Here is a 16,798-nt window from a genome sequence, read left to right on the forward strand (position 1 = left end):
AAACAGCCCAAAAATCGTATGAAGTCATCATACGATTTTATCTATTAATTAACTAAACTATGGTACAAGTCAAGATATGACTTGCAGGCTGTATCCCATGAGAAATCACACTCCATAGCTTGTTTTTGTAGATTTCTCCAAATACCAGGATGGTTTCTATACAAGTCCAAAGCTGTTTGGAAAGTCCAATTCAACCAGTAAGGAGATAGATTGTCAAAGCTAAAACCAGTACCGCTTCCTTCGATTGGATTAAAGGCTTGAACTGTATCTCGCAAGCCTCCAACTTCATGGACCAATGGCAAGGTTCCGTAACGCATAGCCATCATTTGAGACAAGCCACACGGTTCGAAACGACTCGGCATGAGGAAGAGGTCACAAGCGGCGTAGATTTCTTGAGCTAGTTTGACATCAAAAGTGATATTTGCTGATAGCTTGTCTGGGTAAATCTGAGCAAACCATGAGAAAGCTCCTTCAAAGGCTGGATCGCCAGTTCCCAAAAGAACAATCTGAACATCATTTTGCAAGATATGGTGAAGACTTTCGACCACCACATCAAAACCTTTTTGACGTGTCAAACGAGAAACAATCCCCACCAGTGGAACGTCAGCTCTAACTGGCAAGCCAACTCTCTCTTGTAATTTTGCCTTGTTTTGGGCTTTCCCAGACAAATCTTCCTGATTAAAATGATAGTCTAAAAGAGCATCCGTCTGAGGATTATACAGGTCAGCATCAATCCCATTCACGATACCAGATACCTTACCAGATTCCATTCGAAGAATCTGATCCAAGTTACATCCGAACTGACTGGTCATAATTTCATGAGCATAACTAGGTGAAACGGTTGAAACACGGTCAGCATAAAGAATACCAGCCTTCATCCAGTTTAGACAGTTGTTCCAGCGAAGGGTACCATCAGCATAACGTTCAAAGCCAACTCCAAACAAATCCCATAACATTCCTTCTGAAAATTGTCCTTGGAATTCCAAATTATGAATGGTTAAAACAGTTTTTATTCCTTGATAGGCTTGAATCCAACGGTATTTTTCCTTTAACAAGAAAGGTATCATGGCTGTATGGTAGTCATGAACATGGAGAAGGTCAGGAATAAAGTCAATCCTTTCCATAGCCTCAATGGCAGCAAGTTGGAAGAAAGCGAAACGTTCCCCATCGTCAAAATCACCGTAAACATGACCACGGAAGAAATAATATTGGCTGTCAATAAAGTAGAAGGTTACACCGTTTAAGACGGTTTTCTTAATCCCACAGTACTGTCTGCGCCAACCAACACTCACCTCAAAATGAAGCACATCTTCAATTTGATTTCCAAATTTAGCCTCTACCATATCATAGTAGGGTAAAATCACTGCAACTTCGTGTCCCGCTTTTACCAGTGATTTAGGAAGAGCGCCAATGACGTCTCCCAGACCACCTGTTTTTGAAAAGGGTGCACCCTCTGCTGCTACAAATAAAATTTTCATGAATGAATATCCTCTGTTACTTTGCTACCTTTCTTAACGACAACTGGATGTTCTGCAGTTCCTCGAATCACAACGCCATCCGCAACTTCAACACCCTTGTCCAAGATAGCATATTCTACCTGAGCTCCTTCTCCAATCACAACACGAGGGAAGAGTAGGCTATCTTTAACCAAGCTATCCTTATGGACATGAATATTACGTGATAGAACAGAATTAGTCACTTGACCTTCAATGATACTACCAGACGCAAACTGAGAAGTACTTACCTTAGATGTATTAGCATAGTAAGTTGGCTCTTCGTTTTTGACCTTTGTATAAATCTTTTGATTTGGTGAGAAAAGAGAATAGAATTTTTGCGATTCAAGCATATCTTTATTAGCTTGGTAATAAGACTCTACAGAGTGAATGTTTGCCAGATAACCTGTATACTCGTAGGCAAAAGCTCCTTCTTTAGCAGCCAAATCCCGTAAAACATAACGCAACTTCTCTGGATGTTCTTTTTTAGCTTCTTCTTCCAAGCGTTCAATCAACCAAGGTGTATCAACGACAAAGATATCTGTAGACATATTGAACGTTTCAGCTGTTGACTTGCTATCAAAGAGTTTATGAGAACGAACATGGTCTGTTTCATCCACTTCTAAGATTGCATTTACTTCTGAAATATCTTTCTTAGCTAGTTTTTTATAAACTACAGTGATAGGCCCTTTTGTTGTACTATGTAGGTGGAAAACTTGGTTCAAATCAATGTTAATCAAAACATCACAGTTGAGTGAAACTGTTTGGTTTGATCCAGAGCGTTTTAAATAAGTAAGAAGCTGTTGGTAGTATTCTTTTCCTACTGTGCTACTCTCAACGCGTGTATTATAAATTCCTAGATAGTAATGGCTAAGAAGAGTTGATAAGCCCCACTCGCGTCCTGAACGAATATGGTCAAAGACTGAGCTGATATTATCCTGCTGGAAAATACCAAAGACGCTACGAACACCTGCATTAGCAAGACTAGAAAGCGGGAAGTCAATCAAACGATATTTCCCACCAAATGGCAAACTTGCTACTGGACGGTGGTCCGTCAATGTCGACATATCATGAAAACCAACTGTATTTCCTAAAATGGCAGAATATTTATCAATCTTCATCTGTTGCTACCCCCACTACTTCATCATATCCTACAACTTGTACTTCATCTGTTCCATCAATTTCGACACCGTCAGAAATAATCGCACCTTCACCAATAATGGCACGTTTAATCTTAGCTCCTTGACCAATGATAGCTCCACTCATGATAACTGAATCAACAACTTCCGCTCCTTCGCGAACTTGCGCGCCTGTTGAAAGGATAGAATGTTTAACAGTTCCATCAACGAAACATCCGTCTACAACTAATGAGTCTTCCACATCAGCATTTGCCCCGAGGAAGTTTGGTGGTGAAATCAAGTTTCTTGAGTAAATCTTCCATTGACGGTTACGACTATCCAAGGCATTCTCTGGAGAAATGTACTCCATGTTCGCTTCCCAAAGCGACTCAATCGTACCAACATCTTTCCAGTAACCGCTAAATTCGTAAGCATAAACACTTTCACCTGACTCAAGGTAATTTGGAATGACATTTTTACCAAAGTCTGACATATCCACATTACTCTTTTCAGCAGCGACTAACATATTACGAAGGCGTTGCCAATCAAAAATGTAGATTCCCATAGAAGCTTTTGTAGATTTAGGTTGAGCTGGTTTTTCTTCAAATTCAACAATACGGTTATTGGCATCTGTGTTCATGATACCAAAACGGCTCGCTTCTTTAAGAGGGACGTCTAAAACTGCTACTGTCAAGCTGGCATTATTATCCTTGTGAGACTGGAGCATATCATCATAGTCCATTTTGTAGATGTGGTCCCCAGACAAAATCAAGACATACTCAGGATTGACACTGTCGATATAATCGATATTTTGGTAAATAGCGTGACTAGTTCCTTCGAACCAACGATTCCCTTCACTGGCAGAATAAGGTTGAAGAATAGAAACACCAGAATTGATACCATCTAGTCCCCAGCTTGAACCGTTCCCAATATGGTTGTTGAGAGCAAGAGGTTGATACTGTGTAATGACTCCCACATTATGAATCCCTGAGTTGGCACAGTTTGATAGGGCAAAGTCAATGATACGATAGCGCCCACCAAATTGCACAGCTGGTTTTGCGATGCTTTGAGTGAGTTTACCGAGACGAGTTCCTTGCCCACCAGCAAGAATCAAAGCTAACATTTCATTCTTCATTTTCTACTCCTTTTTGGTTTTTACTTGTAACGGTTTTTGCAGATTTCAAGCGACGTTTGATTTTCCAAACACTTGCTCCCATAGCCGGTAGGGTAAAGGTTAAGGTCTGCTCATAATCTTTCCATAGTCCTTCTTGCGTTTGAACAGTTTGATTATGTTCTTTCCAAACGCCTCCCCACTCTTCCAACTCAGTATTCCATACTTCTTCGTAAATTCCTGCAACGGGTAGTCCGATTGTAAAATCTTTCCGTTCAACAGGTGCCATGTTAAAGATACAGACTAACATTTCTCCCTTTTTACCCTTACGAATAAAGGAAAGAACACTCTGGTCTCGATTATCTGCATCAATGATTTCAATACCATCATAGCTGGTATCAATTTCCCACAGACAGCGGTTGTCTTTGTAAAACTGATTTAGCTGAGAAGTGAAATACTTCATCTTAGCATTCATTGGGTCTTCTAGGTTAGACCATTCCAACTGTTCTTCAGATTTCCATTCTAGGAATTGACCGTATTCGCTACCCATGAAGAGCAATTTCTTACCAGGGTGACAAATTTGGTACGTATAGAGATTGCGCAAGCCTGCGAATTGATTGTAACGATCTCCCCACATCTTATGCATCATACTCTTCTTGCCATGAACCACTTCATCGTGCGAGAATGGCAAGAGATAGTTTTCATTGAAAACATACATAAAGCTGAAAGTCACCAAATTAAAGTCATATTTACGATAAATCGGATCTTCTTCGTAGAAACGGAGGATATCATTCATCCAGCCCATATTCCATTTGTAGTCAAATCCTAGACCACCAAGCTCTCTCATTCCCGTAATCTTGGTTGCAGACGAACTTTCTTCTGCAATCATCATCACATCTGGATATTCTAACTTAATAATATCATTCAAGCGTTGAAGGAAATAATAACCTTCATAGTTGAGATTTCCCCCATCTTTGTTAGGTGTCCATGGAGCATCATCATAGTCCAAATAGAGCATGTTGCTAACAGCATCTACACGAATACCATCCAAATGATAGACATCAATCCAATGCTTAATGCAAGAAATTAAGAAGGACTGGACTTCATTTTTTCCAAGGTCAAAATTGAGAGCGCCCCAGCCATAGTTATGAGCCTTATTATGGTCTTGGTACTCAAAAGTCGGTGTCCCGTCATAATAGGCTAAGGCATCATCATTGATGGTAAAGTGACCAGGTACCCAGTCTACGATAACTCCAATATTATGGATATGACACTCCTCGACAAAATCTTGAAACTCCTCTGGTCGGCCATAAGCATGCTCTAAAGCGAAGTAACCCATAAGCTGATAACCCCAACTCAAGCCCAAAGGATGGGACATCAAGGGCATAAACTCAATATGAGTATAGTTCATTTCAACGAGATAAGGAATGAGTTCATCCTTGAGCTGGGCAAAACTATAAGGACTACCATCAGGATTTCTTTTCCATGATCCAGCGTGAACTTCATAGATATTGACAGGACGTTCAGCAAAGCCCCAACGTTTTCTTCGTGCCAGCCAAAGTCCATCCCTCCATTTCTTCTCAGGAAGCTCTGTTACGATTGCCCCTGTTCCTGGACGAGCCTCATATCTGACAGCAAAAGGGTCAATCTTCATCAGTTGATGACCATTTTGACGTGTGACATGATATTTGTAAATATGCCCTTCTTGAGCCATATTGGTAAAGACTTCCCAGACCCCAAAGTCATTTCTTACCATTGGAATCTGACCCTCAATCCAGTTGGTGAAATCCCCAACCAAGTGAACAGCCTGAGCATTAGGTGCCCAAACACGGAAAGTATAACCATACTCTCCATTTAGCTCTTCCCTATGTGCTCCTAGATAATGCTGAAGGTGAAAATTTTCTCCTGTCATAAAGGTGCGCAAAGCTTCTCTTTTATCCATAATACCTCCCCTTTTCTGTAAGCGTTTTCTATGTTTTTATTATACTACCTTTTTAGAGAAGATTCAAGTAAATTACTATACTTCTTTAAAATTATTTTGAAAATCTTCAACAAATTCACTGATGTGTCCACTTGTAAATCAATATTTTTTCAAAAAAATTGCGAAAACGCCTTTCTTTTCTCTACTATAATACCAAAAAGTTCGTATTTTTTCTATTATTATTATTGTTTTATAGTAAAAAAATAAAATCAGGAAAACAATTTCCTGATTTTACACGTTTGATGAAAATATTTATCAAATTTTCTATACAAGTGAGTTATCAGCTAAGTTCTTTCTATTCGTTCACTTCCAATGATGTGTTAGAATAGCGAGATAGATGGTCTTTATAAAACACTCAAGACGGCTAGACTAATATCATCTAACACATTGTCTTCTTTTGAGCGACTGTTGGTTACCAACATAGCTAAATTTCCTGCATTTTCAAATGGATAGGGTTCTGATTTAGCATTCACAACAACCAAGAGGTGTTCTTTGCCGTGAACTTCATAGATAAGGCAGCCGCTATGTTCAATCGCAGAATGCACAAAGACATGATGGTAAATTTCATCATAGCTAGAGTAAGAAAAGGCACCAGTTTTTGTCTTCAATCGGATGACTTGACGGATAAACTCAATACTGTCTTGACGCTCATTGATCAAATCCCAGTTGACTTGGTTCACACTGTCAGGAGCATTATAGCTATTCATCGCACGCTCTCTATCATCGTGTGTCAACTCACCATTATCACCAGTCGCAACGAGTTTGGTACGACCAAATTCTTGACCGATTTCCATAAAGGCCATCCCCTGCATGAGCAGATTCATGGCTGTGGCTGTCTCAACCTTGCGCATGATTTGCTCTGAACTTTGGTCTGGATGAAGGGTTGCCAATAAATCGTGAAGATTGTAATTGTCATGGGCTTCTACATAGTTAAGCACCTGATTTGGATGTGTATAGGTTCCTAATTCACGACTGCCTAGGATTGCTTTGGCAAGAATTGGCTCTGTCGCAGCACCACTGACAAAACCTGATTTAATTGCACCGTAAACTTCTCCACCTTTGACAGCATCACGCTGATTGTCATTAAAGAAACCAATATTTGGCATTTCGTAGGCGTTGTCTTTCTTAGCCTTATCATAAGGGGCAAGACCTGTTCCCATGTCCCAACCTTCTCCATAAAGGATAATGTTAGGGTCAATTTCATCCAAGCTCTGACGAATCATCTGCATGGTCTTAACATCATGAATCCCCATCAAATCAAAACGGAAGCCGTCAATATTGTATTCCTGCACCCAGTATAGAAGAGAATCAATCATATACTTGCGGAACATTTCATGTTCGCTGGCTGTTTCATTTCCAACACCCGTTCCATTCTGGAAGGTGCCATCTGGGTTCATACGATAATAATAGTCAGGGACTGTTGTTTGGAATGGTGCATCAACGACTGAGAAGGTATGGTTATAGACCACATCCATAATGACACCAATACCCGCATCGTGGTAAGCTTGAACCATGGTCTTCAAATCACGAATGACCTGAGCTGGATCATCTGGATTAGTTGAAAAACTAGTTTCTGGTGCGTTATAGTTTTGTGGATCATAACCCCAGTTGTAGGTTACATTCCCGTCCTCATCGTATTCTTTGTGACGATCTGCAATTGGTTGCAACTGAACATAATTGTAGCCCAACTTCTTGATATGATCAAAAGCAGTTGACTGACCGTACTGGTTAACCGTTCCAGTCTGAGCAGCACCCAAGAACGTTCCTCGAAGATGTTCATCCACACCTGAGGTCGGTGATTGGGTCAAATCACGAATATGCATTTCACAAATAACTGCCTTACATGGATTTTCCAAACGCCAAGCAGCATCAGAACCATGCTTGACCTCGAAATTTTCGACTTGTTTTTCTGCATGGCTCAGAATAGCAGAACGTTTGCCATCAGGGCTGGTCGCGATTGTATAAGGATCACGTGTCAGTGTTTCGTGATGAGGGAATTGGACTTGATACTGATAAGCCTTACCAGTCAAATCTTCCTCAACATCCAAACTCCAGACACCAATAGTATTGTCCTTATGGTTATAAGAGTAGCGATTGCCTCTCTCCATATCAAAAGTCTTCCAAACAGAGGCATCATTAGTAGCTGATTCATAAACGACAACCTGCACTGCTGTCGCTGTTGGAGCCCAAAGGGCAAAATGAGCCTGATTGTCCTCTACATGGCAACCCAATTCACCTTGGTAGCCCCAGTGGTGGTCGAAACTAGCGCTATTGATAGCCTTGTCAAAGGCAAAAGGATTTTGATTCTTATAGAAAGGACTGGCAATAGCAGGATTTTCAGAATAATAAATTCTATCATCGCCTTCCAAAATCCAGACCTCCGTTAAGAGAGGATAGTGATTAAAACGGATGGCATATTCTTTACTGGTTTGGCCGGTATGAACCACAAAATTCAAGCTTTCTAAGGGATGAACGCTTGGGTGTTCAAAACTAAATAAGGCACCAAAATAATCTTCTTGGTAAGTTAGTAAATCAATTCGTTGATCCTTACTCTTTACAAAAGAGCAAGTGTCATATTCACCATTCTTGCGATGGTAATGAATGCGCATAGGGTAGGTATACATTTTTATTTTTCCTTTTTATTTTATTTCTGTTTCACTAATAAATTCTTGACCAATCTCGTCTCAATTAACAGACATAGTCAAATGATCCAAACTCTGTTTTTAAACGATCATTACAGACTTTCTAACCAAGCTTCATCTCGAACCTCAATACCAAGTTCTTGTGCTTTTTGCAGTTTACTTCCAGCGTCTGCTCCTGCAACAACAAGGTCTGTCTTTTTAGAAACACTGCCTGTTACCTTGGCACCCAGACTTTCGAGTTTGCTTTTAGCTTCTGAGCGCTTGAGCCGTTCCAATTTTCCTGTCAATACCACGGTCAAACCTGACAAGGTCGCATCCGCTACTACTGTCTGACCTTTGTAGGCCAGATTGACTCCAGCTTCTCTCAATTCTCTGAGGAGAATTTCAGAGCCTTCTGTCGCAAAATATGTCTGAAGACTCTTGGCGATCACGCCACCCAGACTTTCAATACTAGCCACTTCCTCTGGATCTGCCTGAGCCAGATTTTCGATTGAATGAAAATGTTGAAGTAATAGCTGACTGGCCTTGCTTCCGACATGGCGAATGCCTAGACCAAACAAGAGTTTCTCGGCAGAATTTTCCTTAGATGCTTGAATGGCTTGATACAGTTTAGAAGCAGACTTTTCCTTAACCCCCTCTAAAAGCAGGAAATCCTCTTCTTGTAATCTGTAAATATCCGCCACATCCTTGACTAAATTGGCAGCAAATAGCTTCTCAACAATAGATGGACCAAGGCCTGTAATATTCATGGCATCTCGAGAGGCAAAGTGGATCAAACCTTCCATGATTTGAGCAGGACAACGCGGATTGATACAACGCAGTGCCACTTCATCTTCAAAGTGCAACAAGTCAGAATTACAACTTGGGCAGTTTTTAGGGATATCTAGTTTCTCTTCAGAAACCCGTTTGGACTCTACCACACGTAAAACGGCAGGGATGATGTCCCCAGCCTTATAGACGATGACCGTGTCGTCTTTGCGGATATCTTTTTCAGCAATATAATCCACATTGTGCAGAGTCGCACGGCTAACAGTTGTTCCGGCTAGTTGTACTGGTGTTAGATTTGCAGTTGGGGTTACAACACCCGTACGGCCAACTGTCCAATCAACTGATAAGAGTTGAGCTTCTTTTTCCTCAGCAGGGAACTTGTAAGCTACTGCCCACTTAGGCGCTTTAACTGTAAAACCGAGTTCTTCTTGACCTGCTAGGTCATTGACCTTAATCACCACTCCATCGATATCATAAGACAGATTGTCCCGTTCCTGTCCTACTTCTTGGATAAAACTCCAGATGTCATCCATATTTTCAGCCAAAATTCGCTTAGGATTGACCACAAAACCGAGCTGTTCTAGGTGCTTCAAAACCTTTTCTTGGCTGTCACGAGTTGACGGGCTGGCTTCTTGATAGAGGAAAGTGGCAAGATTGCGCTTGGCAACTACTGCTGTATCCAACTGACGCAGGGTGCCTGCTGCCGCATTACGAGGATTGGCAAATTCAGGCTCTCCATTTTCTTGGCGAGCTTGGTTAACCTGGTCAAAAGAAGAGCGTGGCATATAACATTCCCCACGAACTGTGATATCTAGTTCTTCTGGCAAGGTCAAAGGAATGTCCTTAACACGCTTGAGGTTTTCCGTGATATTCTCCCCAACAGAACCGTCTCCACGTGTTGCCCCAGCAAGCAAAATCCCCTTTTCATAAGTCAGCGAGATAGACAAGCCATCGATTTTCAGCTCACAAATATAGGTCGGATGAGCCACTTCCTTACGAACACGCGCATCAAAAGCTTCAAGCTCCTCACGTGAAAAAGCATCCTGCAAACTATAAAGAGGATACTGATGACTGTATTTTTCAAAACCATCTAAAACCTTGCCACCAACACGATGGGTCGGACTGTCTGCTAATACTTGATCTGGATAGGCAGTTTCTAACTCGACCAACTCACGGTAAAGACGGTCGTACTCACTGTCTGAAACCGAGGGATTATCGCTGGTATAGTACTCAGTCGCATAGCGATTGAGCAAGGTGACTAACTCATTCATTCTTTTATTCATAAGACCATTTTACCATAAAACAAGCCCTCCTCACAAACAAGAAGGGCGGAAAAAACACTTAGATTGGAATTATTTTTAAAACTCAAGCAGCCTTATATCAATTTTTCAAAATGAGTTCGAACATAAATAAACGATATACAAGACAAGATGATAACACCACTTCCAATTATCAGGAAAGAAGAGAGATGTACACTTGGCAAGACTGTCATAAATCCTTTTGCAATAGGCATAAATAGAATAGCTAAGGTAAAAATTGTACTTAGTACTCTCCCAAGAAATTCGCTCTCAACCTTGGTTTGTACTTGAGTAAAAAAGTGAATATTAAAAATCGTCATAAACAATTCACAAACTAAATTTCCAGAAAAGGAAAGCAAATTTGGAAGTGGTAATCCCATCATAAAAACTCCGACACCTGTCAAAGCCAATAAAATCAAAAGATTATAAACATTAGCTTTAATTTTACTAGCTAGAAGAGCCCCAATGATGGAACCAATAGCCCCCATAGTTAAAATGCTTGCATAGGCTCCTTCTGACCCGTAAAGCTGATTCGAAAAGGGAAGTAGAAATTCAAAAGCGGCAAAAAAGAAATTAACGCTGGAAGCTACCAGCAAAAGGAAGAAAATTTCTTGCTGATGCCAGATATAGTGTAACCCATCCTTGATATCTACAAAAATATCTCTCCCAGTAAAAGCCTTTTTCTCTTGAACTTTTACTTCCTCTTTTGGAAGGAAAGCCACTAGAACAAAAGCAATGAAAAAAGTCAGCGAGTCTAGCAGTAGCGTCATATGGAGACTTGCAAACTGTAAAACAAGGAAGGAAAGAACAGGAGAGCTAACACCTACAACCTGCAAAACCAGCTCTAAGCGAGAGTTATAGATCACAATCTCATCTTTCTCCACCACTTCAGTTATGATAGCTTTATTGGCTGTACGAGAAAATGCAAAAGCAATCGCCTGCACAATATTGGCAAAAATCAAAGCGCCAATCATCCAGCTGTCATTTCTTATAAAAGAAATAGCCAGACAAAGAATCCCACAAACAAGGTCTGTCACCATTAAAATCTTACGACGAGAAAAACGGTCTGAAATGACTCCGCCAAAAGGATTTACGAGAATAGATGTGACGAGTTCAGAAATCTGATACATTCCTAAAACAGTCTGTCCGATAGTCCCCATGGAAGCCAACCAGACACTATTGCCATAATCATAGAGCATATTCCCTATCTTGTTAACAGCTCCACGACTAATCAACTGTACTGCATAGCGATTCATATAAAAACTCCTCTCAAATTTTGAAACTATTGTATCAAAACCGAAAGGAGCTTTTTATTTTTTCCCTTATTTGGGAAAATTAATCTTTGACAAATTTTTCATAGTGTTCCTGGTAGTAGGCTACTTGCTCTGGAAGACCTAGTACGTCAAAAATATGCATAGCCTCTTGCATTTGGCTACAACCTTCTTTACACTGTCCTTTTTGGTATAAGGCAAAACCTTTTAAATAATGGAAAACATTACGCTCATAAAGCTTAATACCTTTACCAATAATCTTCTCTGTATAAGTCTCAAAATAGCTTGCATTATCAAAAGAAAGATGCTCTAAACAATGCTGGTAACAATTGAGGGCCAAAATCAACACTAATCTCTTATGGCGACCAATCTCTTGATAAAATTCTTCCCTCTCCATGACTTCTCTACCAATTCGAGTGACATAGTCCACATCGTAGAAACTATAGAGGTTCCCGAAAAGAATCAACTCATACATGGTCCATTCTTCTGTTTTGAAGAGATAATCTGCCACCTTATCCAAATCATCCTGCTTCATATCATAAGTCGCATCTCTTTGACAAATCAGACCTTGTAGCAAAATCCAGTTCAGCTCAAAATAAAGGGGAGTCGTCGAACTCTTAGACTTTTCAAGTTGTTCTCTTTGAAGCTTTTGAAAACCTGCAATATCGTTTGAATAGTAAAGTGGGATAATCTGTGCCATCATAGACACATGTTCATGATTATGAAAATTCCTTGCCTTATCCATGAAATTTTCGATTGTTACATGAATGTTATCCAAAATCTCAAAGAAACGGGAGACTGCCAGGTCAGACTCCCCAAGCTCAAAGCGAGATAACTGAGAGGTAGAGCAGGATTCGCCTGCTGCTTCCTTTAAAGAATAATTTCCACTTGTTCGAAATTCACGAAATACTTTTCCAAGATGTTCCATCTTTACACCTGCTCTGATAATTCTTCCCACTCAAGCATAGCTTCTTCCTGACGGTGGCTGATTTTGTCCAGCTCAGTCTGCAATTCCATCAGTTTGTCGGCGTCGTTTGTTTCCAACATTTGTTCAGAAATGGCTTGGCTTTGACTTTCTAGCTCTTCAATTTCAGCTTCTAGACTTTCGATTTGTCGCATGAGCTTACGAACTTCTTTTTGACTTTCTTTCTGAGCTTGATAGTCATTAACTGGGCTTGCTTCTTTTGCTTGATTGCTGGTTGAAGCTTCCTCTGTCAGACCGACTTCCATTTCAGCCTTTTTATCGACATAATAATCGTAATCTCCCAAGTAAAGAGTCGAGCCATTCTCAGACAATTCCAGTACATGAGTTGCCACACGATTGATAAAGTAACGGTCGTGGCTGACAAATAGAAGAGTTCCATCAAAGTCAATCAAGGCATTTTCTAGCACTTCCTTGCTATCAATATCCAAGTGGTTGGTCGGCTCGTCAAGGATCAGGAAGTTGTTGTTTTCCATAGACAATTTAGCCAAAAGCAAACGAGCTTTCTCGCCACCTGACAGCATGCCGACTGATTTTTTAACATCATCTCCTGAGAAAAGGAAGGCACCTAGGCGGTTACGGATTTCAACTTCTGGTGTCAGTTTAAAATCATTCCAGAGTTCATCCAGCACCGTATTACTTGGTGTCAGCTTGCTTTGGGTCTGGTCATAGTAACCAACCTCAACATTAGCGCCAAAGCGCTTTTCACCCTTGATAAAAGGAATCTGGTCTACTATAGACTTGATAAAGGTTGATTTCCCAATACCATTTGGACCAACGATGGCAACAGCATTCATCTTACGAAGGTCTAGGTTGATAGGCTCTGACAGTACTTCCTCATCATAGCCAATGGCCGCATTTTCAACAGTCAATACAACATTACCAGAGTTTTTTTCCGACTGGAAGGTCATATTGGCTGCTTTCTTGCCAGATTCAGGTTTATCCAAACGTTCCATTTTTTCCAGTTGTTTTCGGCGAGACTGGGCACGTTTGGTCGTTGAAGCTCGGACTAGATTGCGATTGACAAAGTCTTCCAGAGCTGCAATTTCCTTCTGTTGCTTTTCATAGTTTTTTGCCTCAGTAGCTAGTTTTTGCTCCTTCAACTCGACAAAGCGAGAATAATTGCCCACATAGCGGTCCAAAGAATGCTTGGTCAAATCCAGCGTAATCGTTGCAACCTTGTCCAAGAAATAACGGTCATGGCTAACAATAATGAGGGCACCGCTATAGTTTACCAAGTAATTCTCTAGCCAGGCAATGGTTTCAATATCCAAGTGGTTGGTTGGCTCGTCCAAGACCAAGAGATTGGGCTTTTCAAGGAGCATTTTGGCTAGAGCCAAGCGAGTATTTTGACCACCTGAAAGTTCAGATATTTTCATCTGCCACATAGACTCGTCAAACTTGAATCCATTTAAAATCGCTCGAATATCAGCTTCATAAGTGAAACCACCTGCTTGGCGAAAATTCTCAGATAAGCGGTCGTAATCTGACATCAGCTTATTCAAGTCCTCACCAGACTTTTCACCCATCTCCAGCTCCATCTGACGAAGTTGTTTTTCCGTCCGACGCAAGTCATCAAAGACATGAAGCATTTCATCGTAGATGGTATTTTCAGACTCAAAACGGCTATCTTGGGCTAGGTAAGACAGAGAAATATCTTTTTTCTTATTGATTTCTCCACTAGTTGGCTCCTCTTCTCCAACCAAAATCTTCAAAAGAGTAGACTTTCCTGCACCATTTTTCCCAACAAGGGCAATCCGGTCTCGTTCATCAACCTGCAGGTTAATATTATCGAAAAGAACCTCTCCTGCAAAAGAACGTTCAATTTTATTAGCTTGTAAAATAATCATACAAGTAGTATAGCATGTTTCCCCAAGGCATTCAAGATAATGGTAAGTATTTTAGCGAAGGATTTGTAACATAAAATAAATTATGTATATTTTATATTACAAATCCTTCGCTATCTTGTTGGATTTTCTAATAAGCTAATCTTGCTTCAAATAGTTATCGCACAATTCTATTATTTAATTCTTTTCATTATATACGTACGTATAGCGGATTGAAATAAGATGAGAACAAATCGATTGAGGAAGTAAAATTAATTTCTATAAATGTTTTAGAAATTGTTTCGTACTATTTTAGATTCAACTACTATATATACAATATTTTCGGAGCATTCAACTTTTTAACTCTATTTATTACTAGATTATTCCCCCCTTCGCTCCACTTCCATTACAGAAGTTTCCTCACTACTATGGGCTCGGCTGACTTCTCATGATTCGTTGTTACTACGCTTTCAGCGCTCATGATACCTCGCGGATAAGTCGTACATCTTTCCTAGTTTATACAAGATATGAGGACGTTAGAAGGTTACAGTGAAAATAGGAAATCTGACGCAGAGTCTTTAGGCACTAGGAAGATTTATCTTTTTCACACAAACCTTAGTCCGAATTCAATTACTCTCGTGATTTACGCATATAGGTTACGACTACCTTTTTGGACTTTAGAGTTTTGAGCCCCCTTATCCGCTATATACGCCTTACTATCACGTTCCTGTTCGTAGAGCCACGATTTCGCCATCCCTTCCTCTGACGATTCTTATTTCCAACGTCAGACTTAAAACGGTCTATCCCCAGACCATTTTAATCCGCTACCTCACGATAGTCAGGCTTGGGAATCGCTATTGGGTTCACCGGTAGCAGGTGCCCACCGAGGACTTACACCTCAGATATACGACATGCCTATCGTACGTAAAAAGCCTACTGACCAAGCTAGAAAGCTTGATACAATAGGCTTTTTGAACGCCAATTATTTAACAGCGTCTTTAAGAGCTTTACCAGCTTTGAATGCTGGAACTTTAGAAGCTGCAATTGTCATTTCTTTACCAGTTTGTGGGTTGCGACCTTTACGTTCTGCACGCTCACGAACTTCAAAGTTACCAAAACCGATCAATTGAACTTTTTCACCAGCTGCAAGATAGTCAGCTACCGCTGCAAATACAGCTTCAACTGCTGCTGCTGAGTCTTTCTTAGTCAATTCTGTAGCTTCTGCTACTTTAGCGATCAAATCTTGTTTGTTTGCCATGTTAACGATTCCTCCAAATAATTTCTAATTAACAAATATAATCATATCCTAAAATCCCTTTTAGGTCAAGTTAAAAACGCTATTTCTTCCCATTTTCTTTATTTTTTTAGGAGTGGTAACGTACCAAAATAGCCCAAGCGTTCTCACCCGTGTGAGTTTGAATAATGGAACCCGTTTCCAAAACAGAAATTGGCTGTTCAACATAAGCTTGTAAGCTTTCTTTCATCTCTTTTGCCCAATCAGCACTACCAGAATATGAAATTCCAATCTCTGCTACAGAACGTTCAGAAAGCGATGTTATCAACTCATCTAACCATTTTTTAAAAGTTTTAGCTCCACGACCTTTAACCATTGGCTGCAATTCATGGTCTTTCATTTGCATGACAACACGGATATTGAGAAGTGAGCTCAACAATCCAGTTACACGGCCAATTCGTCCACCTTTGACAAGATTTTCCAAAGTTGAAACGCCAATATAAAGTTCTGTGTTGTTTTTAACCTCTTCTACATGAGATAAGATTTCCTCCAACTCTTTGCCTTCTTGTGCTAATTTAGCAGCTTCGACAACTTGGAATTTCAAGGCTTGGTCAGTGAAGGAACTATCAACAACAGTCACATCTGCAGTAGATAAACTAGCACCCTGGCGTGCTGCTTCTACAGTCCCTGAAAGAGCATGGGACATATGAATAGCAAGAATCTGGCTACCATCCTTGCATAGGTCTTCAAAAACTTCAGCAAAGACACCTACAGGTGGCTGACTTGTTTTTGGAAGATTCTTAGCTTCTTGCATCAAGTGAAGAAATTTACCTTCTTCTTTCAAATCAGCATCAGAATAAACAACATTATCAATCATTACAGATAATGGAACAATTGTAATATCTAATTGCTTTACTAGTTCTGGTTCAATAGTAACAGATGAATCGGTTACAATCTTAATTTTTGTCATAGTATCAATCTTTCTATTTTAGGATTCAGATTGGTTTTCTTACTTTTAATTATATCAAAAAAAGATTAAAAATCCTAATGGAGTCACTCAAATTTTCCGTAAAA

General features: G+C 40.2%; 11 protein-coding genes. All 11 read right to left on the reverse strand.

The window, feature by feature from the left end; translation table 11 throughout:
• Positions 1–44: 44 nt before the first annotated feature.
• The 11 genes from glgA to ACLV7Q_RS04695 all read right to left on the reverse strand — a co-directional run bounded on the left by glgA (position 45) and on the right by ACLV7Q_RS04695 (position 16,694).
• Positions 45–1,478: a glycogen synthase GlgA gene (gene glgA / locus ACLV7Q_RS04645; RefSeq protein WP_218757029.1), complete on the reverse strand. Its 1,434-nt coding sequence runs from the start codon at positions 1,476–1,478 to the stop codon at positions 45–47.
• Positions 1,475–2,614: a glucose-1-phosphate adenylyltransferase subunit GlgD gene (gene glgD, locus ACLV7Q_RS04650; RefSeq protein WP_218757030.1), complete on the reverse strand. Its 1,140-nt coding sequence runs from the start codon at positions 2,612–2,614 to the stop codon at positions 1,475–1,477. Before glgD ends, glgA begins: the two co-directional genes overlap by 4 nt.
• The gene (locus ACLV7Q_RS04655; RefSeq protein WP_050253058.1) at positions 2,604–3,746 is read right to left on the reverse strand and encodes a glucose-1-phosphate adenylyltransferase; all 1,143 of its coding nucleotides are present in this window, start codon (positions 3,744–3,746) and stop codon (positions 2,604–2,606) included. Before ACLV7Q_RS04655 ends, glgD begins: the two co-directional genes overlap by 11 nt.
• Positions 3,736–5,664, reverse strand: a complete 1,929-nt coding sequence (glgB, locus tag ACLV7Q_RS04660; protein WP_218757031.1) for a 1,4-alpha-glucan branching protein GlgB — start codon at positions 5,662–5,664, stop codon at positions 3,736–3,738. The genes ACLV7Q_RS04655 and glgB overlap by 11 nt, the downstream gene beginning before the upstream one ends.
• Positions 5,665–6,047: 383 nt before the next feature.
• Positions 6,048–8,327 carry a type I pullulanase gene (gene pulA, locus ACLV7Q_RS04665; RefSeq protein WP_218757032.1) on the reverse strand — a complete coding sequence of 760 codons (2,280 nt, stop codon included), beginning with the start codon at positions 8,325–8,327 and terminating at the stop codon, positions 6,048–6,050.
• 110 nt (positions 8,328–8,437) lie between these two features.
• Positions 8,438–10,396 carry an NAD-dependent DNA ligase LigA gene (gene ligA / locus ACLV7Q_RS04670; protein WP_218757033.1) on the reverse strand — a complete coding sequence of 653 codons (1,959 nt, stop codon included), beginning with the start codon at positions 10,394–10,396 and terminating at the stop codon, positions 8,438–8,440.
• Between the two features lie 92 nt (positions 10,397–10,488).
• Positions 10,489–11,667 (reverse strand): MFS transporter, encoded by a 1,179-nt coding sequence (locus ACLV7Q_RS04675; RefSeq protein ID WP_218757034.1) that lies wholly within the window; start codon positions 11,665–11,667, stop codon positions 10,489–10,491.
• Positions 11,668–11,746: 79 nt separating this feature from the next.
• Positions 11,747–12,610 (reverse strand): XRE/MutR family transcriptional regulator, encoded by an 864-nt coding sequence (locus tag ACLV7Q_RS04680; RefSeq protein WP_218757035.1) that lies wholly within the window; start codon positions 12,608–12,610, stop codon positions 11,747–11,749.
• Between the two features lie 2 nt (positions 12,611–12,612).
• Complete coding sequence (locus ACLV7Q_RS04685; protein ID WP_218757036.1) at positions 12,613–14,514, reverse strand: ABC-F family ATP-binding cassette domain-containing protein; 1,902 nt, start codon at positions 14,512–14,514, stop codon at positions 12,613–12,615.
• A 958-nt stretch (positions 14,515–15,472) separates the two neighbouring features.
• Entirely contained in the window at positions 15,473–15,748 is a 276-nt protein-coding gene (locus tag ACLV7Q_RS04690; protein ID WP_001284639.1) for an HU family DNA-binding protein, read from the reverse strand.
• Between the two features lie 106 nt (positions 15,749–15,854).
• The gene (locus ACLV7Q_RS04695) at positions 15,855–16,694 is read right to left on the reverse strand and encodes a DegV family protein (protein WP_218757037.1); all 840 of its coding nucleotides are present in this window, start codon (positions 16,692–16,694) and stop codon (positions 15,855–15,857) included.
• Positions 16,695–16,798: the final 104 nt, after the last annotated feature.

The sequence above is a fragment of the Streptococcus mitis genome (assembly GCF_965111725.1).
Lineage (GTDB): Bacteria > Bacillota > Bacilli > Lactobacillales > Streptococcaceae > Streptococcus > Streptococcus mitis_DV.